This is a genomic window from Candidatus Competibacteraceae bacterium (assembly GCA_016713505.1).
Taxonomy (GTDB): domain Bacteria; phylum Pseudomonadota; class Gammaproteobacteria; order Competibacterales; family Competibacteraceae; genus Competibacter_A.
In genome coordinates this window covers 3,055,300-3,075,990 of sequence record JADJPA010000001.1, presented here as the reverse complement: position 1 = coordinate 3,075,990, position 20,691 = coordinate 3,055,300, and the positions used below count along the sequence as shown (strand labels likewise).

Sequence of the window (20,691 nt, the reverse complement as noted above, 5' to 3'; positions counted from 1 at the left end):
AGAAAACGATTGGCTCGGAAGGAACGCCCTCGCGGCTCAAACGCTCAGCGCCTGTTCCGCCGCCGCCGCGTCAGCGCGCAAATGTTCGGGATCGAGCGTGCCAACCACCACGCTGCTGACGCCCGGTTCGGCGTAAATCAACCGCAGCGCCGCCAACACCGGATCGGGGGTAGCAATTGCATCGAGATGACCGCTCTGCAACGCTTTCTTGATCAGCACGCCCTTATTGGCGGCTCGGGCGGCGCGGATCACCGGCAAATCGTCCCGGTCGCGCGGATTATAAGTGAGCATGACCACATCGCAGCACTCAACCGCGCGCAGACCGCCGGCGACCGTCTTGGTGGACATCCCGACCGCTCGCACTAAGCCGGCTTGTTGAAGGTCGCGCAGAGCAAGCAACACTCCTTCGTGTTCCAGAATACCCAAGTCGTCGCCGTTGGAATGGATCAGCACCGCATCCAGCGTCTCCACGCCCAAGCGGCGCAGGCTGCGCTCCACGCTGGCGCGGGTGGCGGCGGCGGAAAAGTCAAAGCGTGAGCTCCCAGCGGTGAATTCCTCGCCGACTTTGGTCACGATGATCCATTCACGCCGGCACCTTTTCAGCAAGCGCCCCAGCCGTTCCTCGCTGATACCGTAAGCTGGCGCGGTGTCCAATAAATTGATTCCGAGATCCCAAGCGGCACCTAACACATTTAAAAGCGTCTGATCCGAGGGCAGATCAAACGCTTGGGGATACTTGACGCCCTGATTGCGGCCGAATTTGACGGTTCCCAACCCCAACGGACTGACGCGCGGACCAGCCGCGCCCAACGACCTCAACTCCACTGCACGTCTTCTTTATCCCACGGATAGGTCGCCACCGCGGGCCGCGGCCAATCTTCCAGAATCCGCAGATCCGCCGGTTTGGGTCGCAGGTCGAGCATCCGTAACATCTGTTCGACTTGCTCGGCCAGCAGCGGCGCCAGCGCCAGTTTGGTAGGCCAGACCACCAGAGTCCGCCCATCGCGGATCACGCTCGGTCCGACCGGCCGGCTGCCGTTGTCCTGGCGGGCCTCGGCCCGCTTGACGGTAAAGGTGGCGAATTGGGTGTGCGCCCAATCCACCCACGGCAACAGCGTTGTCAATTCGCGGCGGGCCGCGCGAATCTGTTCCTGACGGTCGCGCTTGACGCCGGTCTCGGCCAGTTCGCCCCCGAGATACCACAACAGATGGCCGTTGGCGTCACAGTGGGTGGTGACGGTGAGGCGCGGCACATCGCGGGTTCCCACGAAATGGCCGTACATCGGCCCCGGCAAGCCAAGCCCCCGAACCAACACCATATGCAGGGGCCGCTGTTGCAACGGCGCCCACGGCACCGCCGAATTACCGCTGCCCGCGGCAAAGATCGTGCAAGACGGGCGAATCGCCAGCATGGGCTGCTTCGGATAGCGCAACGTGATCGCGCCATCGCCGGACGGTACCGCCGGCCCTTCACACAGCACGATGGCCTCACGGTGGCGCTCGGCGAACGTCCCCAACACCGACGCGACATCGATGATCGGTTCGTCCAGCCGGTACACCGAACCCCGGAAGGCCGCCTGCCGCAGCGCCGGCGGATAGTCGTTGGCGCCGGCTACCGCCAGTTTTTCCACCTTGTCACGCATCAGTTTGCTGGCCAGGAAACCCGCCAACCAGGAGCGCGGCGAACGGGTCGCCAGCAGATATTGATGTTCGACCAGCAAGGAACCCCGCAAATCGATTTCGCCTTCACCGTTCAGGCAGCGCCGCCAGATCGCTGGCATCTCCGAAATCAACTTGGCGGATTCGGTGACCCGTCCTTGCAGCGAATATTTGACGCCACCGTGAATGATGCCTTGCGAGCAGATGGTCTGGCCGGAGCCCAAGGCTTCACTTTCGATCAACAACGCGCTGTAACCACGCTTGCGCAAGCGGGACAACATCCACAACCCCGCGATACCTCCGCCGATGATGGCGATATCCACCCGTAAAATGTTATTTGCAAGATTCATGTTCGGTTCAAGAGTCGCGCGATAGTGCTAGTAGTCGAACAGCCTTCGATATAATCCATGACGGTAACTTGGCCACCCGCATCCCAAACAGACCGGTTGCCGGGTATCTGGGCCGGATCGTTATCGCCGCCCTTGACCAGATAGTCGGGCGCGACCGCGCCGATCAAGCGCGCCGGTGTGTCCTCGCCAAACGCCACCACCCAATCGACCGCCGACAGGCCGGCCAGCACCCGCATTCGCTGCCATAGCGAATTGACGGGCCGGTCCGCGCCCTTGAGCCGGCGCACCGAGGCATCGTCGTTGACCGCCACCACCAACCGGCCGCCGAGCCGTTTGGCTTGCTCAAGATAGCTGACATGGCCAGCGTGCAGGATATCGAAACAGCCGTTGGTCATCACGATGGTTTCGCCATGAGCTTTGGCATCGGCTATCGCAAGCAATAATTGTTCCTCATCCAATATCCCGCGCGGTGGCTCGTCATGCTCGTATACGGCCCGGCGCAGTTCGGAGACAGTGACGCCGGCGGCCCCCAGCTTACCGACCACGATTCCCGCCGCCAAATTGGCTAGCAGCGTCGCGCTGGCCAGCTCCAGACCGGCGGCCAGCCCAGCGGCGAGCGTGGCGATGACGGTATCGCCAGCGCCGGTCACATCGTACACTTCACGGGCGCGGGCGGCTAAATGGAGCGGCTCGGCGGACGTTTGCAGCAAGCTCATGCCGTGTTCGCCGCGCGTGATCAACAGCGCCTCCAAGGCCAGATCCCGGCGCAGGGCTTCTCCCTTGCCGACCAATTCCGCCTCATCACGACAGCAGCCGACCACCGCTTCGAATTCCGCCAGATTGGGCGTCAGCAGGGTCGCGCCGCGATAGCGCGCAAAGTCGCAACCCTTGGGATCGACCAACACCGGCCGGCCGGCCGCGCGGGCGGTCCGAATGTAATGCTCGACCTCGCGCAGCGCGCCTTTTTGATAATCGGACAACACGACGACATCCGTTTCCGGCAAGGCGGCTTCGAATCGATTTTGGAGCATCGCCGGTTCGAAGCCGGGAAAGCCATCCTCAAAATCCAGCCGCAACAACTGCTGGTTGCGGCTCAACACCCGCAGCTTGGTAATGGTCGCTTGGCCGGGCAGGCGGATTAGCTCGGCGGTCACTCCCGACCGTCGCAATTTAGCCTCCAGCTTGTCAGCCGCCTCATCCGCGCCGGCCACGCCCAGCACCCGCACCTGCCCGCCCAGGGTCGCGATGTTGGCCGCCACGTTCGCCGCGCCGCCGGGGCGCTCTTCGACGGCCTCGACCTTGACGACCGGCACCGGCGCTTCGGGTGAAATGCGCGCGGTGGGACCGTGCCAGTAGCGATCCAGCATCACATCGCCCACGATCAAAATACGGGCTGGTTCGAAACGGGGAATAAGCGGCTTCATGCAGCAAGTTGAGAGTGTTTCATTGGAGTCGCATGATAGCATGATTGGTTTGAGGATTTAGCCAGGGATTTGCCCTGTCTTGGGGCATTGACCTCTCGGGAGTAAAGCGTCCGCTATGAAAGGCAATAAAACCCTTTACCTGCGCTTGTTACGCTACGTCAAACCGTACAGCCGCATTTTCGCGCTGGCGCTGGCCGGCACGGCGGTGGCGGCGATCACCGAGCCGCTGGTCGCCGCGCTGATCAAGCCGTTGCTGGATGGCAGCTTCGTCGAAAAAGATCCGTATTTGATCCGGATGATGCCGTTGTTGTTGGTCGGCGTCTTCATCGTTCGCGGCATCGCCGCCTTTATCGGCTCCCTGGGCATGGAGTGGATCGCGCACCGGGTGGTCATGGATCTCCGCAACGCGCTTTTTGCCCGGCTGCTCGCGTTGCCGACCCGCTATTTCGACGATCACCCCGCCGGAAATTTGCTGTCCCGCCTGACCTATGATGTCAACCAAGTACTGACCGCCACCACTCAGGCGCTGGTGGCCTTGGTCCGAGACGGGCTGGCGGTCACCGGCCTGCTGGGTTGGATGCTGTACCTGAACTGGAAACTGTCGCTGCTGGCTTTCCTGATCGCTCCCGGCGTCGCGACCATCATGCGGGTCATCAGCCAGCGACTGCGCCGGCTGAGCCGGGAATTGCAGGATTTGATGGGCGAGCTGACGCACGCGATCGACGAGGTTTTGCAAGGCCACAGAGTCATCAAGATTTTCGGTGCGCAGGCCTACGAGCGGCAGCGGTTCAACCGCATCAACAACCGGGTGCGCCAGCGCAACCTGAAACTGGCCGCCGCTTCGGAGGGCAGCGGGCCGCTGGTGCAACTGTTGGCGATCGTCGCCCTGGGCGCGATGATCTACTTCGCCTCCCTCCAATCAGCCGCCAACCAAATCACGGTCGGCGGCTTTGTCTCGCTGTTCGGCGCGATGGCGATGCTGCTGGCGCCGATCAAGCGGCTGACCAAGGTCAACGAGCAGTTGCAGCGCGGGCTGGCGGCGGCGGAAACCATCTTCGCGCTGCTGGACGAACCGCCCGAACCGGATCGAGGCACCCGCTCCATCGGTCGGGCGCGGGGCGCGGTCGCTTTTCGCGACCTCAGCCACCGTTACCGACCGGAAGGCCCTGATGTGCTCGAAGGTTTGAACCTGGAGGTTCAGCCGGGTGAGACCGTCGCACTGGTCGGCCCCTCCGGCAGCGGCAAGACCACCCTGATGAGCCTGTTGCCCCGCTTTTACGAACCCCACGGCGGCGATATCCTGCTGGATGACGTGCCGATCCGCGAGCTGCAACTGGTCGAACTACGGGCCAACATCGCCTTCGTCAGCCAGGACATCGTGTTGTTCAACGACACCGTGGCCGCCAACATCGCCTACGGCGCCGGTTTTCAAACCAGCGAAGCCGATCTGATCCGCGCCGCCGAAAACGCTCACGCCATGGAGTTCATCCGGCAGTTGCCCGAAGGCTTGCAGACCCTGATCGGCGAAAACGGCGCTCGGCTGTCGGGCGGGCAGCGCCAGCGCATCGCCATCGCCCGCGCCCTGCTCAAGAACGCGCCCATCCTGATTCTCGATGAAGCCACCTCCGCGCTGGACACCCACTCCGAACGCAAAGTCCAACAAGCGCTCGACACCCTGCGTCAGGGCCGCACCGCCTTCGTCATCGCCCATCGCCTGTCCACCATCGAAACCGCCGACCGGATCGTGGTGCTCGACCGTGGTCGCCTCGTCGAGACCGGTACCCACACCGAATTACTGGCCCTTAAAGGGCTGTATGCCAGCTTGTATCGACTGCAAACCCATGACGGTCAAACAACAAAGTTGCAATAGAAATAAAATTATTTTCAAATATACAACATTCTCTCGAAGGATCGGTCTGACGATGCGTGCTGGCCGGCGGTACAGACAATGTATGGCAACACTGACTTTTCCAGGAAAGTGGCCCCTCTCTTACCTCACGCCTTCCGGCAAGGCATCGAGGCGGCAGCCCGAAACGACGAACGCAACCCTTACGTACCGGGCAGCCATTTCTATCACGCTTGGTTAGCGGGTCGGGCGATGCTCGCGCGCGGTTGGTTCGATGGCGACGGCCCGCGCCAGCCCTGACTTGCGCCGGCCCTACAACGGCAACATGCGATACACTTATCGGCCAAGCCTCTGGCCAACTAGCCCTGACCCTTCCGATCCATCCTCTCAATTGTCGAATGAGGTATCTATCCATGCGCAAACCGCTTTTTCTACTGCTGGCCAGTTTATCGAGCGCCGCGCCCGCCTGGGCGGCCGAGGGCGACTGGGATCGGGCCAAATCGGCGCACGAGCGCGGCGATTACGCCACCGAGCTGGCCATCATCCGGCCGATGGCCGACAAGGGTTATCCGTTCGCCCAATTTAATATGGGCGTGCTCTACGACGAGGGCAAAGGGGTCGCGGAAGATAACGCCAAGGCGATCGACTGGTATCGCAAGGCAGCCGATCAGGGCTTTGCGCAAGCCCAGGTCAATCTGGGGATCATGTACGAGCAGGGCGAAGGAGCGCCGGCCGATCCAGCGCGTGCTTACTTCTGGTACGCGCTGGCCGAAAGCCAAGGCGACGGACGAGCGCCCCAGGCCAAACAGGATATCGCCAAAAAAATGACGCCCGCTCAACTTCAAGAGGCGGAGCGGCAGGTGAGAGACTATCGGGCAACCCACAAATTCTCGGTTCCACCCACGCCGCCGGTACCCGGTTCCGGCGCCGGGCACGGCAACGGTTAGGCCGGCCGCCTGCGAGTGGCTTCAGGAGGCGGGATAAACGATCAGTTTTTGCCCGGCTCTCAAGACGCTGTTAATCCGCAGGCTATTCCACTCCGCCAGGGCCTGCGACGACACTCCGTGGCGCTTGGCGATGGTGGCGATGGTCTCCCCTTTCTTGACCGTGTACTTATTGGGGGCTATCAAGCGGGCGCCCGGCACCTTCTCAACCAAGCTTTGGGCTTGCTCCCACGGCAACAATAGATTGTAAGCGCGCGAGGGCGGTTCGACGCCGGGCTTGAAGCCGGGATTAAAGCGAAAAAATTCCTCAGTAGAGATGCCGGTCAGCACGAGCGCGTCGGTGATTTTAACCTCCGGCGCAAGATCGACTCTGAACAAGTAAGGCCGGTTTTCCATCAGGGCGAGCCGCAAGCCATACGCCTCCGGATTCGAGATGATGCGCGCCAGCGCCAGGATTCGGGGTACGTAATCCTGGGTTTCCTTGGGCAGCTTCAGCCGCCAGAAGACTGATTCTGGCTTGAGCGGCGGCGCGGCGGGCGCATTCACAGCAGCTACGGTTCCTGCCTTAGCTCTGGTTTTGACGGCGGGCGCGGCAGCGGCGTTTGACGGCGCATTGAGGACTGAGGTGGACGCTGCCGGCAGACTCGCCTTGGAAGCGAGAGGATGGACAAAGACGACGGAAGTTGCCGGTGACACCGCGGACGCGGAGGTCGGCGGTGACGCCGCGGGCGGAGGGCTGACGGGCTGGCCGGAGAGCGGATTCAGCGCCTGTTCCACTGCGGGCACGGGCGCGGGCGCGGTTGCCAGTTTTAGCGCCTCCGCCGCTTGCTTCCGCGCCTCGGCCTCCTGCCGCTTTGCTTCCTCGGCCGCTTGTTTTTTCGCTTCAGCCGCCGCCTTGGCTTCCGCGCGGGCATTGGCCTCGATAGCGTCCTGGACGGCGCCCGGACCCGCATTGTAGGCCGCCAGCGCCAACAGCCAGTCCCCTTTGAACATCCTGTTCAGCCAGCGCAGATATTCCAAAGCCACGCCGGTCGAGGTGTGGACATCCAGCCGGCCGTCGTAACCTTCAGCGATGACGAGTCCCCGCTCCTGCCCGGTGGTGGGGATGATTTGCCAGAGGCCGGCGGCTTCTTTCGGAGAAACCGCCGTGGGCTGGAACGCGCTTTCCACCATCGGCACCAACGCCAGATCCATGGGCAACCCACGCCGGTCGATCTGCTCCACAATGTAATGCAGGAACGGTCTAGACCGCTGCGATAACAGATTCAGATAGCCGGGATTACGTTTCAAGAACTCGATTTGATCGTTGATTCGGGGATGCTCCACATCGGTCAGCACTGACCGGACGCGTACTCGACCCCAGAGATCCTTACGGCCCGCCACGACCGGTTTGCGCTTGCCTTTGCGGATCGAGGTCGCGAGAGTGGACGGAACCTTACTGATGCTGGCGAGGGTCTTGGCGGGCTTCGCCGTTCCGGCTTTGCCTCGGTTTACCGGCTCCACGGCGGTGACGGCCGCGCCTTGCGGCACCGCGCCTTGCGGCACCGGTACGATCATGCTGATTCTGGTAGCGGCGGTTTTGCCGATTTTTCCAGAAGCCTTGTTTTTACCCGCCATCACGACATCCTTGGATGAGCCGACGCGCTTGCGGTTGCTGGCGCGGCTGATCGTGTAGCGATAGTCGGCGGGATCGCGGGTCCGCCAGTAATCAACGTACGGCTGAGATGGCGTCGCCTGCGCGGGTCCGGCAGAGCCCCAGGGACCGAAAGATATTTCGGCGCAGGCGCTTACGGCCGATGCGATAACGAGCGCGGTGAGGCTGCTCTGGATTGCTTTCGTCATGTTCGCTTCTCGATCATATGGGTGGTTCTGGCCGCTATCGCGATACGTCGTGCTGGTCCGGCCGGTTGCACTCACAGTTCGCCATTATTTAAAAATTATACCCCTCTAGTTTCGTCCGCGGTCGCCGATAAGACTATCAAGGCCGGCAATCCGCCCGGACACGATACAGTTTATTAGAGGAACGGTTCATGAACGGCGACAACATTCATTGTAAAGCGCTCGATAAAGCGAGCGTTAGTATGGCGATGGCGGAGCGGGTGGGGCTGCACGGCTACTCCATTCTTTCCTATGCCATATTCAGCCCGCGACGCGCTCACGGCTGGACCTTTACGCGCAAAGGCAGCATCGAGGTGATCCGGGTCGAGGCGGAAGCTCTGCAACAATTGTATCCAAACGGGCTGGGATGCGACGCCACGTTGGTCTGAACGGTTTTGCGGCATGTTCGATCATCGCTCGGCCCGCTTGATGATCCTGTTGCCGCGCGCCTTTCAAGCCGCGCCGGTGGCGATCGGACGGTTCGGATCGCGAATCCATTCGCTCCAGGAGCCGGCGTACAATCGCGAGCCGCTCAAGCCGGCCGCTTCCATCGCCAATAGATTGTGGCAGGCCGTCACGCCGGAGCCGCAGCCATGCACCACCGCCGTCGGTGCCCGCCCGTTCATGACGGCCAAAAACCGTTCCCGCAGTTCGTCGGTCGGCCGAAATCGGCCATCCGTTCTCAGATTGGCCTCGGTCGGCAGGTTGACCGCGCCCGGAATGTGGCCGGCGACCGGATCGATAGGTTCCTGTTCTCCCCGATAGCGGATCGCCGCCCGCGCATCCAGCAGCAGTTCCCGAGCAGACAACGCTTCAATCTGGGCCGTGGTCAGCCACAACCGATCCATCAGCCGGGCTTCGAACCGTTTGGGCGGGATGGCGGGCAATTGTTCGGTCAGCGGCAACCCGGCCCGCCGCCAAGCCAAAAATCCGCCGTCCAGCACCGCGCAAGCGTCATGGCCCAACCAGCGCAACAGCCACCATAACCGCGAGGCGGCCAGTATCCCGCCCATATCGTCGTAAGCGATTACTTGAGTGGCGTTGCCGATCCCCCACGCTCCCAGTTTTTGCGCCAGTTTTAGCGGATCGGGCAGCGGATGACGGCCGGTGACGGGCGTGATGGGGCCAGACAAATCCTCGTCCAGATGCGCGTAACGAGCGCCCGGAAGATGGCTTTCCGCATAGGCCCGCCGTCCGGCTTCGGTATCGGCCAGACTGAAGCGGCAATCCATCACCACCCAATTGGGGTCGTCAAGATGAACGCTCACGGTGGCGGCATCGATGATGTTTGTATAAGCCATTTATTTTTATAGATCTTTAAAAAAGGAACCCAGGTAAACCAAGCCCTTGAATGACTCAAGGCGCTGGCGCTAGCCACTCCAACCGGGTTTGGCCGTGTTGGCCGGCCCGCAAGCGGCCTAACAGTTCGGGCAGCAAGCGGCCGAGCGTGTCAGCCAGCTTCCACGGTGGGTTGATGACGATCATACCGCAGCCATGCAAGCCCGGTGGACCCTCATAGGGATGCAGGCCCAGTTCGGCACACAGCATGGCGGGAATGCCCGACTCGCGCAACCGCTTCTGAAAGCGCGCGCTCGGCGCGCGGTCGAGAATCGGATACCAGATGGCGGCGATACCGCTGGCCCAGCGGCGGTGAATCTGACGAACCGCTTCAACGACCCGGTCGAATTCGTCCTTGCGCTCGTAAGCCGGGTCCACCAGCACCAAACCGCGCCTTTCGGGCGGGGGCAGGAACGACTCCAGCAGCGCATAGCCGTCGCCATATCGGACCGCAACCTGCCGGTCGCCCTTGAATTCTTCCGCCAGTCGGGGAAATTCGTTGGGATGAAGCTCGGTCAGCACCAGCCGGTCGCTCGGCCGCAACAGATCGCGAATGATGCGGGGCGATCCAGGATACCAACGCAGCCGACCATCCGGATTCAGCGTCCGAACCCGTTCCAGATAACTGTCGAGCTTGGGGCTAAAGCCTGTCTGACCCCACAACCGCCCGATGCCTTCCTCAAACTCGCGCTGTTTCTGGGCCTGCGCCGCATGGAGATCGTAACGCCCGGCCCCGGCATGAGTGTCGAAGACTCGAAACGGCTTGTCCTTGGCCCGCAGCGCGTGAAGCACGCACACCAACACCACATGTTTGAACACATCGGCAAAATTGCCGGCGTGAAAGCCGTGACGGTAGCCGAGCATCGAGGACGATCACGGCCGGCCGAACGCCAAGGCGTCAGGCCGCATATTGCCGCAAGCGCACCGGCCGCCGCCGCGCGCCCCAGGTTCCGGGTTTGGCCTCGAACACGCCGGCGCAGGGCGTGCCGCAGGCGCTACAGCATCCGTCGGCATTCAGGTTCCACACCCCCAGCGCGTACCAGTCGCGGCCGATCAGTTTCTGGTTGCAGTGGTGACAATAGGTGCTGCCGCCCTTCTCGTCGTGGACGTTGCCGGTGTAAGCGTAGCGGATTCCGTTCTTGACGGCGATGCGCCGCGCCCGGCTCAGGGTCGAAGGCGGGGTGGGTGAATGGTGCATCATCTTCCAGTCGGGGTGAAAAGCAGTGAAATGCAGCGGCACGTCCGGCCCCAGGTTTTCCATCACCCACTGCGTCAGCGCCTCCAGCTCCGCGTCGGTGTCGTTCTCACCCGGAATCAGCAGCGTGGTGATCTCGAACCAGACGCTGGTTTCGCGTTTGAGATAAATCAGGGTATCCAGCACCGGCTGCAAGTGACCGCCGCAAACCTTCCAGTAAAAATCCTCCGAAAACGCTTTGAGATCGACATTGGCCGCGTCCATGTAGCGGTAAAACTCCCGACGGGGCTCATCGCACATATAGCCCGCGGTGACCGCCACCGACTTGATGCCGTACTCCCGGCAGGCGGCCGCCACGTCGATGGCGTATTCCATGAAGATGACCGGGTCGTTGTAGGTGTAGGCAACGCTACGACAGCCCAACTCGTGCGCGACTCGCGCCAGCTTGTCCGGGGAAGCGGCATCGGCTAGCGTGTCCATCTCGCGGGATTTGCTCATATCCCAGTTCTGACAGAACTTGCAGGCCAGATTGCAGCCGGCGGTGCCGAACGACAATACGGAGGTGCCGGGCAGGAAATGATTGAGCGGTTTTTTCTCGATGGGATCGATGCAAAAACCGCTGGAGCGGCCGTAGCTGGTCAGCTTGATCATGCCATCGTGGCAGCCGCGCACGAAACACAAGCCCTGCTGGCCTTCGTGCAGTTTGCAATAGCGAGGGCAGACGTCGCACTGGACGCGGCCATCGTCGAGAACGTGCCAGTAGCGGGTCGGAAAGAACTCGGTGGTTATCGCATTCATCGCGGCCTCCTTAAAAAAAGGCTCTCATTTATGAAACTTCAAAGAACTGGCATCGCCGCCGGTTGCCATAAGTTTTATACTGTTGTTTCGACTATTAGCAGATAAACTTTGCGCCCTATACTCTAAATGAGAGGGATTGGCAAATTTATCGGGAGGGCGTCATGCACACCGTACGCACACCTGCCGTCGCCGGCTTGTTCTATCCGGCCGATACCGCCGAGTTGCACGCTCAGGTGCGGCATTTCATCGGTGAGGCCGAAGCGCCTGACGGACCGTCGCCCAAGGCGATCATCGCCCCGCACGCCGGTTATGTCTATTCCGGTCCCATCGCCGCCTCGGCGTATGCCCGGCTGCAAGCGGTTCGAGGACCCATCACCCGCGTCGTGCTGCTCGGCCCCAGCCACCGGGTGGGATTCCGGGGCATTGCCGCCAGCGCCATGACGGCGTTCGAAACGCCGCTCGGAAAGATTCCCGTCGACCAAACCGCCGTGGCGCGGGCGCGCGAATTGCCGGAAGTCGGTATTCTGGAACAAGCCCACACCCGCGAGCATAGCCTAGAAGTCCATCTGCCGTTCCTGCAAGAGGTGTTGGGGGAGTTCGAGCTCGTGCCGCTGGTGGTCGGCGAGGCGCGTCCGTCGCAAGTGGGCGAAGTGCTGGAAGCGCTGTGGGGCGGCCCGGAAACGCTCATCGTCATCAGCACCGATCTCAGCCATTATCTGGATTATCAGCACGCCCGGCAAATGGACCAGGAAACCTCGCGGGCCATCGAGACGCTGCGTTTCGAGGAGATCGGCTACGAACAGGCCTGCGGGCGCAATCCGGTCAACGGCCTGCTCTGGGTGGCGCGCCGCAAGCACCTGAATGTGGAAACCATCGATTTACGCAACTCCGGCGATACCGCCGGGTCGCGCGATCAAGTGGTCGGCTACGGAGCCTATGCTTTCCATTGATGCGCTGTCCCGCCAAAATCGCGCCACGTTGCTTGAGGTCGCCCGAACGTCGATCCGCCACGGCCTGGAGCACGGTCAGGCTTTAGCCGTGAATCCCGACGACTATCCTGAGGCTTTACGACCGACGCGAGCGACTTTCGTGACGCTGGAAACCGAAGGCCAACTGCGCGGTTGCATTGGCACGCTGGCGGCCCATCAACCGCTGGTGCGGGATGTGGCCGAACACGCTCATGCCGCCGCTTTCGATGATCCGCGCTTTCCCGAGCTAACCGCCAAGGAGTTTCCCCGGTTGGACATCCATATCTCCGTGCTATCGCCGCCGGAGCCGCTGCAATTCGAATCCGAGGACGAGCTATTGGCGCAATTACGGCCGGGCGTGGACGGTCTGATCCTCCAATTCCGCAGCCATCGCGCGACCTTTTTGCCGGCGGTCTGGGAAAGTTTGCCCGCCCCTTACGTATTTTTGGCCCAACTCAAGCAAAAAGCCGGTTTGCCGTTGAATTTCTGGTCGCCGGACTTGCGGGCGGAACGCTATACCACCGAATATTTCGGCGATGCCGATGTGGCTGGCGGCACCCGCTGATCTTTCGAACGCCTGCTCGTTGCGGCCAGCCTAGAAGCCAGACGCTCAAAGCAGGCCGGACCGTCGCAACCGCTTTAGATCGGCGGGCGTGTCCACATCCCAACCGGACGGCAGCTCGATCCACCCCAGTGCTGACCGTTTGAGCCGGCGGCGGGTCGCTTCCAACACGGTCGGAGCGCTCCAAGGGATACCTCGAAACATCCCCGGACAAGGCCGCCGCAAGCCGACCAGCACGTAGCCCCCATCCTGTGCCGGCCCCAGCACCACATCCCAACCCGTAGCGAGCCGATCGAATGCGGTACGCAATTCCGCGATTCCGACCGATGCGCAATCCCCCCCGATCAACACTGCCCGCTTGTTCTCCCGCAGCGTTCGATTGAAGGCGTGATTCATCCGCCGGCCGAGATCGCCCGCGCATTGGCGGCGCAACCGCACGCCATAATCGCGCCGGCAAGCGCTAAAGAAGCCGTGGCGCGAATCCGGCGCACACCACAATTCGACCGGACACAGCCGGGCCGCGCACGCTAGCCCGAGCGTCCGGCGCAATAGAGACTGGTAGAGCCGCGCCGCGCCGCGCGTCCCCAACGGCCTAGCCAGCCGAGTTTTGACCCGACCGGGAACCGGGGCCTTGGCAAAGACCAGCAAACGGGCGTCGGAAAACATAAAGCTGTCGTTCATGAGCGGTAATAAATCCGGGCCAGTCGGGCGGGGTCGGCGCCGAGGAAATAGGCCAACCGCAACCGCCACATCAGCAGAATGGTTCGCGCGATGCCGTCGCGCTCCCAGCGCCGGCTGGAAACTTGCAGCTCCTGGCGCAAGCAGACCGGCCGGCCTTGTCGCTTCAACAAGCGACTGAGAGCGATGTCTTCCATCAAGGCGATGGCCGGATAGCCGCCGACGTGCTCGAACACGTCCCGACGCACGAAAATCCCTTGATCGCCAGTGGCGATGCCGGTCAGCCGGGAACGCAAGTTCATCGCGTCTTCGACCACCCGCAACAGCGGCTGCCGGCCGGACAGTCGGATATCGAAGCGGCCCCAACAGTACGCCGGCGACTCCAAAGCGTTCCGAATCAGCCGGGCGGCATCCGGCGGCGGCAGGCTGTCGGCGTGCAGGAACCAGAGAATATCGCCGCTGGCCCGCCGCGCGCCCGCGTTCATTTGCATCGCGCGACCTTTGGCGCTAACAACGACCTGATCCGTCAAGGGCTCGGCCAACGCCGCGCTCCGATCTTGACTGCCGCCGTCCGCCACGATCAGCTCGCAAGCCTGAGCGCGCAGCGGCTGCAAGGCGCTCAAGCACGCTTTAATCTGAAACGCTTCGTTCAGAACGGGCATGACGACTGAAATTCGGGACATGATTTTGGGTGCGAGGTCTAGCTTAGGAAACTCGAAGATTGTATAGTTCTTTTTCTATTTTTTACGGGGCGGTAGCTCAGCTGGGAGAGCGTCGCGTTCGCAATGCGAAGGTCGAGGGTTCGATCCCCTTCCGCTCCACCAAATTCCAAAGGCTCGGACAATGTTCGGGCCTTTTGCTTGTCCGAAACGCCCGTCTGGCGCAGGACGTTCGATTCGTTGGCTAGCTTTCGGTCGGGTGCGCGCAAGCTGATCGACCACCTGATGGTTCAACACATGCCATGGCCGAGAACGGCAAGATCGTGATCCGCCACATGGACGACGGCAAGTTTCAGCGCACGGTATTTCCGAGGCTGATGCGGGAGCTCGTTGAGGCGACACACGCAACGCGGAAGTCGGCGGGCGCTGGCGGAGAGATGACGGAGACTTGCCAGCTATCCGGGAAAACTGGCGCTCCCTAGGGGTTTCGAACCCCTGTTCCCGCCGTGAGAGGGCGGTGTCCTAGGCCACTAGACGAAGGGAGCAAGGATGACGTGACAGGCGGTAGCGCCTGCTGGAGGAAAAATAGTATTATACCGCTGCTCCCGCATCATACAAGATTTTAAAACCCTCCTTGAAAGCCAGCCTGATTCCCCAACCTACCATCATCCCCCGCCCGGAACACACCATCTCGCGGGCCAATATCAGTCCCAATGCCGTCAAGGTTTTGTACCGACTGCGCGAAGCCGGGTTTCGAGCGTGTCTGGTCGGCGGCGGGGTGCGCGACCTGCTGCTCGGCCGCGAACCCAAGGATTTCGATATCGCCACCGACGCCCGCCCCGAACAAGTCCACAAACTGTTCCGCAATTGCCGCTTGATCGGTCGCCGCTTCCGGCTGGCGCATGTCCAGTTTGGCCAGGAAATCGTCGAAGTCGCCACCTTCCGCGGCCAGAGTGGAGACCGCGAGGACGGTGACGGACCGGGTGTGGAACGCACGGCCAGCGGCCGCATCCTCAGCGACAACGTTTACGGCAACATCGAGGAAGATGCCTGGCGGCGCGATTTCACCGTCAACGCGCTGTATTACGATATCGACAATTTCGTGGTGCTCGACTACGTGGGTGGCATCGCCGACCTCAAGGCGGGCCTCATCCGGCTGATCGGCGATCCGGCGCAGCGCTATCAAGAAGATCCGGTACGCATGTTGCGGGCGGTCCGGTTCGCCGCCAAACTGGGTTTTCGCTTCGATCCCGCCACCGAAGCCCCTTTGCACCGTTTGGGCAACCTGCTGGAGCAGATCCCCTCGGCCCGGTTGTTCGATGAAGTGCTGAAGCTGTTTCTGACCGGCAGCGCCATCCAGGCTTTCGAGTTGTTGCGCCATTACCGCTTGTTCGGTTGGCTGTTTCCGGCGACCGAGCGCTGCCTGAACCACCAGCAGCAGCATTATCCGAAAACTCTGCTGGTCCGGGCGCTGGCCGACACCGACCGCCGGCTGGCCGAGGATAAACCGGTCAATCCGGCGTTTCTGTTCGCCGCCCTGCTGTGGGAACCGTTGCGGGAACGGATGAAACACTTTCATGACCACGGTTTGAACGACACCGAAGCGCTGCAAACCGCCGCCGACGCGGTCGTTCAGGATCAGATTCGCCACACCGCCCTGCCGCGCCGCCACAGCCTGCCGATGCGGGAAATCTGGGACATGCAGCAGCGGCTGACCGTCACCGCCGGCAAGCGGCCGCTGCGCCTGCTGGACCATCCCCGCTTTCGCGCCGGCTATGATTTTCTGCTGCTGCGCGCCGAGGCCGACGAGCAGGCCGCCGAATTGGCCGATTGGTGGAATCGGTTCCTGGCGCTGGACGAAGCCGGCCGCGCCCAAGCTCTCCAACCGACCAAAACCACCAAGACAGGCAAATCCCGGCGCCGGCGCAAGCCGCGCTCCGCTCGCAAAGGCCCTCAAGGCGTCTCGCTGCAACCCGAAAACTGATCGTGGAACTGGCCCCATGCAACCCGCCCGTGCTTACATCGGTATCGGCAGCAATCTGGATGACCCCATCCAGCACGCGCGACGCGCGTTTCAAGTGCTAAGCGGCATTCTGGCCAGTTGCTGCGTGGCCCGATCGCCGCTGTATCGAAGCGCACCGGTCGGTGGGCCGCCCGATCAGCCGGACTATATCAACGCCGTCGCCGCCCTGGACACCGGCTTGACGCCGGGGCAATTGCTCGCCGTGCTGCAAGCGCTCGAACTGGCGCAAGGCCGGACCCGCACCGTGCGCTGGGGCCCGCGCACGCTGGATTTGGACTTGCTGCTGTACGATCGACTGATTTGTGACGACCCCCGACTCATCCTGCCCCACCCCCGCTTGCACGAGCGGGCCTTCGTTCTCTACCCGCTCTACGACATCGCTCCGACCCTCACCATTCCTGGCTTAGGTTCTTTGCACGAACTGCGCGCAAATTGTCCGCAACAAGGTCTAATCCGGCTGGACAGCGACGATTAACCGGCTACGATAGCCGCGCAGCCCGACCTGCTCCAAAAACCCTAAAACCCCGCCGCCGCGCCCGGCGTTCCCGGTGCGTTGCGGCCCGCACGCCGAGCACGCCATGTACCAGGAACAGCCGACACGCAAGCCACTTACTATCAATACCTTAGCCAAGATGAAGCGCGACCGGGAGAAGTTCGCGGTTTTGACGGCTTACGACGCCAGCTTTGCAGCACTGCTGGACGCGGCCGGGGTAGAAGTCATTCTGGTCGGTGATTCGCTGGGCATGGTGGTGCAGGGCCAGCGCACCACCGTGCCGGTCACGATGGACGACATGGTTTATCACACCCGCAACGTGGCGCGCGGCAGCGGCACGGCGCTGCTGATGGCCGACATGCCCTTCGCCAGTTACGCGACGGTCGAACAAGGCGTGCGCAACGCCGCGCGGCTGATGCAGGAAGGCGGCGCGCACATGGTCAAACTGGAAGGCGGCGCGGTGCTGGCTGACACGGTGCGCCAGCTCGGCCGCAACGGGATTCCGGTCTGCGCCCATCTCGGTCTGCTGCCGCAATCGGTGCACAAACTGGGCGGCTATAAGGTGCAAGGCCGCGAGGAAGCCGCCGCGCGGCTGATGATCGACGAGGCGCTGGCCTTGCAGGAGGCCGGGGCCGATATCGCGCTGGTGGAGTGTATTCCGGCTGAATTGGGGGCGCGGCTAACGGAAGCGCTGGATATCCCCCTGATCGGCATTGGCGCGGGTCCGAGCTGTGACGCCCAGGTGCTGGTCAGCTACGACATGTTGGGGATTACCTTCGGGCGGCGGCCGCGCTTCTCCAAGAACTTCATGACCGGCCACGACAGCCTGCACGCAGCGGTGGCGGCTTACGTGGCCGCCGTCAAAAGCGGCGAATTTCCCGGCCCCGAACACTGTCTCGCCTGAACACCGAGGAAAACATCACCATGCGGACTGTCCACACTATCGCTGAATTGCGCGACCACGTTACTACCTGGCGGCGAGCCGGAGAACGAGTGGCTTTCGTCCCCACCATGGGCAACCTGCACCGTGGCCATATTCACTTGGTCGAGCGCGCCCGCCAGCAGGCGCCGCGCACGGTCGCCAGCATCTTCGTCAATCCCACTCAATTCGGGCCCAACGAGGATTTCACCGGCTATCCGCGCACCCTGCTCGAAGATTCCCGCCAGTTGGAAGCGGTCGGTTTGGATCTCTTGTTCGCGCCGGCGGTCGCCGAAATCTATCCGCGCCCGCTGGAGGACATGACCAGCATTACGGTGCCGGAGCTGTCGGATATCTTGTGCGGGGCCAGCCGGCCGACTCATTTTCGCGGCGTCGCCACCGTGGTCGGCAAATTGTTCAACATGGTTCAACCAGATATAGCTCTGTTCGGTGAAAAGGATTGGCAGCAATTGAGGGTCATTCGGCGCTTGGTGGACGATCTCAATTTTCCCATCGAAATCGTCGGCGTGCCTACGGTGCGGGAGGCCGACGGCTTGGCGATGAGTTCGCGCAACGGCTATCTGACGCCCGAGGAACGCGCCATCGCCCCGACCTTGTATGCCACGCTGACGGCCAGCGCCGAGCGGCTGCGCGCGGGCGAACGTGATTACCAGCGTCTGTCGGATGAGGCGAAGGCGCGACTGGCGGCGGCGGGCTTCCGACCGGATTATTTCGAAATCCGCCGCGCCAGCGATTTACAATCGCCCGCTAGCGGTGACGAGAACTTGCGGATTCTGGCGGCCGCTTGGCTGGGTCGAGCACGGTTGATCGACAATTTGGCGGTTTGACGGCGGTCTCCGACGCACGATCCATTTACAGGATGCCTAGTAGAGAGGATGCTTTACCTCAATTCATTGAAAACATGGCGCCCCGGACAGGAGTTGAACCTGTGACCTCACCCTTAGGAGGGGTGCGCTCTATCCAACTGAGCTACCGGGGCCAAACAGGGAGGGAGTCTTGGAAAAACCGGCTACCCGTCGCCGGGTTTATTGGTATGTAGTTTGTGTAGGATAGCCGATCAGGCTTTGCTCGAACAAGAGACAGTTTTTAGCGGATTTGGATCGGACCGCGCGTCATTGTCTCCACTCACGCACGCGGACCGCCCTTATCACCCGGTCGGCCAGTCCGTTTGAAACTCTCGCCGGCCGCCGTCCGGCCATGTCGCTTCGACCATGCGCACACGCCCGAGATGATCGACCAACAACACAGTCGAGGCGCGAGTTCCATAGCCCGGCGCGCTGATAAACAGCGGCGATAACCAGCGCTCCCATTCCAGCGGGATGCCGGTATCGGGCAGCTCGTCGTCAGGCGCGGGCGCGCGGTCCGCCAAGAGTCTCAATAAATCATCCGGGCTCGGATCGGACGCTTCCGCCAACAGGCGTCGCAGGGCTGCCCGACCCCGGCGCACTTTTGGCCACGGGCTATCCAGAAACCGGTTGCTCAAACCGTAGAGCCCCGGCTTCAGTGCGCGGGGCGCCTCTCCGTAGTTAGCGTAGTAAAACAAGCCTGCCGCATCGCCTAACAGCAGATTGAAGCCGTTATATGCGCTAGCCTGATGCGATAGCTGCTCTAGATAAGCCCGCGCGGCGCTGTCCCCCCGCAGATAATCGCCGGTCAGCCGACCCCGCGACGGCGCGTTTGGCATCAGGCGGTTCGGGTCGCGATAATTGGTCAGCGCCGCCAGGCGGCCCGCGCGGGTGATACCCAACCAAGTACCTCCTTCCTTGAGATCGCGCCCGGCCAAAACCTGCGGGGCATCGTCCCAGAAAGCCAGGGGCGCGGTGGGGCGATCATAAAATTCATCGCGGTTGGCCGCCACCACTAAGGGATAGCTCGGATGGCAGCAATAAGCTAATAGAATCAAACACATGATGCTGACAGTGCCTACTCGATCAAGGTGGCTTTCGGCAAAGCGATAGCGCCCGTCGCATCGAAAATTTGGAGGATATCAAGCGCCATCGCCATGCGGATCAGTTGGGATAGCGTCTCAGCCTGCATTTTCTGCATGACCTTGGCGCGATGGACTTCCACTGTCTTTCGGCTCAAGTTCAGCAGCTCGGCGATTTCCCGGTTGGAAAGTCCTTCCACCACTTGCCGCAAGACATCCTGCTCGCGCGGGGTCAGGGTTTTAAACCGAGCCAACAGCACCTGGCGCTGCGCGCGCGTTCGCCGCCGGATGCGGTCTTCGATCAATGCGTTGTGGACGCAATCCAGCAGCATCTGATCGTTGAAAGGTTTTTCGATGAAGTCCAGCGCACCCTGCTTCATCGCGGTCACCGCCATCGCCACATCGCCGTGTCCGGTGATGATCACCACCGGCACATCGATACCCCGGTCGCGCAGCAGTTGCTGGGAACTTAAATCGTTGCGACCGGGAATGCGCACATCCAGCAACAGGCAACCCGGACAGTCGGGCCGGTAAGCCGTCAGGAAGGTCTCGGTGTCAGCGAAACTCTGCACCTGCAAGCCGACCGACTCCAATAGATTTTGAAGCGAATCACGAACCGCCGGGTCATCGTCCACGAGGTAAACCAGCACGGTATTCTGTGCGGTCATACCGTTTCCGTTCCGAATTTTTCATCGCGCCGCCACCGCGGCAGCAAACCGCGCTGGCCACCGCAGCGATGCAAGCCCGCCGGCGCTTGCTCCAGCAGTGTTTCCAGCAACCTGTCGCGTAAGGCCAGCACGCTGCTTGCGACCGACAACGCCCGCCGGCGGCGCGGAAACGGGTTGCGGCAGCGGTCGGCCAGGAACGGCGGCGCGTCGTTACACAGTTCCTGTAAAAAGGCCATTGTTAGGGCAGCGATTCAATCCCGCCAAAGGTTGCTACTCTGTAGGTAGAGCAATTGATAGGCCGTTGAAACTGACGGATAGAATATACCCCACCTTGCGAAATT

General features: G+C 62.1%; 22 protein-coding genes and 3 tRNA genes. 11 read left to right on the top strand and 14 right to left on the bottom strand.

Annotated elements, in window-relative coordinates:
* Positions 1 to 36: 36 nt before the first annotated feature.
* The 3 genes from IPK09_14020 to hldE are packed head-to-tail and all read right to left on the bottom strand — an operon-like array spanning position 37 to position 3,433.
* On the bottom strand, positions 37 to 825 hold the full coding sequence (locus tag IPK09_14020) for an aldo/keto reductase (GenBank protein ID MBK7984717.1): 789 nt from the start codon (positions 823 to 825) through the stop codon (positions 37 to 39).
* Complete coding sequence (locus IPK09_14015) at positions 816 to 2,009, bottom strand: FAD-dependent oxidoreductase (protein ID MBK7984716.1); 1,194 nt, start codon at positions 2,007 to 2,009, stop codon at positions 816 to 818. The genes IPK09_14020 and IPK09_14015 overlap by 10 nt, the downstream gene beginning before the upstream one ends.
* The gene (hldE, locus tag IPK09_14010; GenBank protein ID MBK7984715.1) at positions 2,006 to 3,433 is read right to left on the bottom strand and encodes a bifunctional D-glycero-beta-D-manno-heptose-7-phosphate kinase/D-glycero-beta-D-manno-heptose 1-phosphate adenylyltransferase HldE; all 1,428 of its coding nucleotides are present in this window, start codon (positions 3,431 to 3,433) and stop codon (positions 2,006 to 2,008) included. The genes IPK09_14015 and hldE overlap by 4 nt, the downstream gene beginning before the upstream one ends.
* A gap of 115 nt (positions 3,434 to 3,548) precedes the next feature.
* Between hldE and msbA the strand changes: the two genes are divergently transcribed.
* The 3 genes from msbA to IPK09_13995 all read left to right on the top strand — a co-directional run bounded on the left by msbA (position 3,549) and on the right by IPK09_13995 (position 6,226).
* Positions 3,549 to 5,303: a lipid A export permease/ATP-binding protein MsbA gene (msbA, locus tag IPK09_14005; GenBank protein ID MBK7984714.1), complete on the top strand. Its 1,755-nt coding sequence runs from the start codon at positions 3,549 to 3,551 to the stop codon at positions 5,301 to 5,303.
* A 78-nt stretch (positions 5,304 to 5,381) separates the two neighbouring features.
* Entirely contained in the window at positions 5,382 to 5,579 is a 198-nt protein-coding gene (locus IPK09_14000; protein ID MBK7984713.1) for a hypothetical protein, read from the top strand.
* Positions 5,580 to 5,830: 251 nt separating this feature from the next.
* The gene (locus IPK09_13995) at positions 5,831 to 6,226 is read left to right on the top strand and encodes a sel1 repeat family protein (protein MBK7984712.1); all 396 of its coding nucleotides are present in this window, start codon (positions 5,831 to 5,833) and stop codon (positions 6,224 to 6,226) included.
* Between the two features lie 21 nt (positions 6,227 to 6,247).
* On the opposite strand, the gene IPK09_13990 is transcribed toward IPK09_13995, so the two are convergent.
* Complete coding sequence (locus IPK09_13990) at positions 6,248 to 8,065, bottom strand: transglycosylase SLT domain-containing protein (GenBank protein MBK7984711.1); 1,818 nt, start codon at positions 8,063 to 8,065, stop codon at positions 6,248 to 6,250.
* Between the two features lie 188 nt (positions 8,066 to 8,253).
* Between IPK09_13990 and IPK09_13985 the strand changes: the two genes are divergently transcribed.
* Positions 8,254 to 8,490 (top strand): hypothetical protein, encoded by a 237-nt coding sequence (locus tag IPK09_13985; protein ID MBK7984710.1) that lies wholly within the window; start codon positions 8,254 to 8,256, stop codon positions 8,488 to 8,490.
* A 63-nt stretch (positions 8,491 to 8,553) separates the two neighbouring features.
* On the opposite strand, the gene IPK09_13980 is transcribed toward IPK09_13985, so the two are convergent.
* The 3 genes from IPK09_13980 to amrS are packed head-to-tail and all read right to left on the bottom strand — an operon-like array spanning position 8,554 to position 11,432.
* Entirely contained in the window at positions 8,554 to 9,402 is an 849-nt protein-coding gene (locus IPK09_13980) for a sulfurtransferase (protein MBK7984709.1), read from the bottom strand.
* 55 nt (positions 9,403 to 9,457) lie between these two features.
* Positions 9,458 to 10,303, bottom strand: coding sequence for a 23S rRNA (adenine(2030)-N(6))-methyltransferase RlmJ (locus IPK09_13975; GenBank protein MBK7984708.1), 846 nt, complete (start codon positions 10,301 to 10,303; stop codon positions 9,458 to 9,460).
* Between the two features lie 34 nt (positions 10,304 to 10,337).
* Positions 10,338 to 11,432 carry an AmmeMemoRadiSam system radical SAM enzyme gene (gene amrS, locus IPK09_13970; GenBank protein ID MBK7984707.1) on the bottom strand — a complete coding sequence of 365 codons (1,095 nt, stop codon included), beginning with the start codon at positions 11,430 to 11,432 and terminating at the stop codon, positions 10,338 to 10,340.
* Positions 11,433 to 11,593: 161 nt separating this feature from the next.
* Between amrS and amrB the strand changes: the two genes are divergently transcribed.
* Both amrB and amrA read left to right on the top strand, forming a co-directional pair.
* On the top strand, positions 11,594 to 12,382 hold the full coding sequence (amrB, locus tag IPK09_13965; protein MBK7984706.1) for an AmmeMemoRadiSam system protein B: 789 nt from the start codon (positions 11,594 to 11,596) through the stop codon (positions 12,380 to 12,382).
* The gene (gene amrA, locus IPK09_13960) at positions 12,369 to 12,965 is read left to right on the top strand and encodes an AmmeMemoRadiSam system protein A (protein MBK7984705.1); all 597 of its coding nucleotides are present in this window, start codon (positions 12,369 to 12,371) and stop codon (positions 12,963 to 12,965) included. The genes amrB and amrA overlap by 14 nt, the downstream gene beginning before the upstream one ends.
* 45 nt (positions 12,966 to 13,010) lie before the next feature.
* On the opposite strand, the gene IPK09_13955 is transcribed toward amrA, so the two are convergent.
* A complete protein-coding gene (locus IPK09_13955) occupies positions 13,011 to 13,628 on the bottom strand; it encodes a TIGR04282 family arsenosugar biosynthesis glycosyltransferase (GenBank protein ID MBK7984704.1) in 618 nt (205 codons plus the stop codon).
* A gap of 11 nt (positions 13,629 to 13,639) precedes the next feature.
* Positions 13,640 to 14,323 (bottom strand): TIGR04283 family arsenosugar biosynthesis glycosyltransferase, encoded by a 684-nt coding sequence (locus IPK09_13950; GenBank protein MBK7984703.1) that lies wholly within the window; start codon positions 14,321 to 14,323, stop codon positions 13,640 to 13,642.
* A gap of 65 nt (positions 14,324 to 14,388) precedes the next feature.
* Between IPK09_13950 and IPK09_13945 the strand changes: the two genes are divergently transcribed.
* A tRNA-Ala gene (locus IPK09_13945) sits at positions 14,389 to 14,464 on the top strand.
* 304 nt (positions 14,465 to 14,768) lie between these two features.
* Here IPK09_13945 and IPK09_13940 read toward each other — a convergent pair.
* Positions 14,769 to 14,844: transfer RNA gene (locus tag IPK09_13940), tRNA-Glu, on the bottom strand.
* A 74-nt stretch (positions 14,845 to 14,918) separates the two neighbouring features.
* Between IPK09_13940 and pcnB the strand changes: the two genes are divergently transcribed.
* From pcnB to IPK09_13920, 4 genes are all read left to right on the top strand, one after another.
* Positions 14,919 to 16,283, top strand: a complete 1,365-nt coding sequence (gene pcnB / locus IPK09_13935) for a polynucleotide adenylyltransferase PcnB (GenBank protein ID MBK7984702.1) — start codon at positions 14,919 to 14,921, stop codon at positions 16,281 to 16,283.
* Between the two features lie 16 nt (positions 16,284 to 16,299).
* Positions 16,300 to 16,797, top strand: a complete 498-nt coding sequence (gene folK / locus IPK09_13930) for a 2-amino-4-hydroxy-6-hydroxymethyldihydropteridine diphosphokinase (protein ID MBK7984701.1) — start codon at positions 16,300 to 16,302, stop codon at positions 16,795 to 16,797.
* A 103-nt stretch (positions 16,798 to 16,900) separates the two neighbouring features.
* Entirely contained in the window at positions 16,901 to 17,719 is an 819-nt protein-coding gene (gene panB / locus IPK09_13925; protein MBK7984700.1) for a 3-methyl-2-oxobutanoate hydroxymethyltransferase, read from the top strand.
* A gap of 20 nt (positions 17,720 to 17,739) precedes the next feature.
* Complete coding sequence (locus IPK09_13920) at positions 17,740 to 18,582, top strand: pantoate--beta-alanine ligase (protein ID MBK7984699.1); 843 nt, start codon at positions 17,740 to 17,742, stop codon at positions 18,580 to 18,582.
* 75 nt (positions 18,583 to 18,657) lie between these two features.
* On the opposite strand, the gene IPK09_13915 is transcribed toward IPK09_13920, so the two are convergent.
* The 4 genes from IPK09_13915 to IPK09_13900 form a co-directional block, all read right to left on the bottom strand.
* Positions 18,658 to 18,734: transfer RNA gene (locus tag IPK09_13915), tRNA-Arg, on the bottom strand.
* Between the two features lie 168 nt (positions 18,735 to 18,902).
* Complete coding sequence (locus tag IPK09_13910) at positions 18,903 to 19,664, bottom strand: NRDE family protein (GenBank protein ID MBK7984698.1); 762 nt, start codon at positions 19,662 to 19,664, stop codon at positions 18,903 to 18,905.
* Between the two features lie 14 nt (positions 19,665 to 19,678).
* Entirely contained in the window at positions 19,679 to 20,350 is a 672-nt protein-coding gene (locus IPK09_13905; protein ID MBK7984697.1) for a response regulator transcription factor, read from the bottom strand.
* Positions 20,347 to 20,586, bottom strand: a complete 240-nt coding sequence (locus IPK09_13900; GenBank protein ID MBK7984696.1) for a hypothetical protein — start codon at positions 20,584 to 20,586, stop codon at positions 20,347 to 20,349. Before IPK09_13900 ends, IPK09_13905 begins: the two co-directional genes overlap by 4 nt.
* Positions 20,587 to 20,691: the final 105 nt, after the last annotated feature.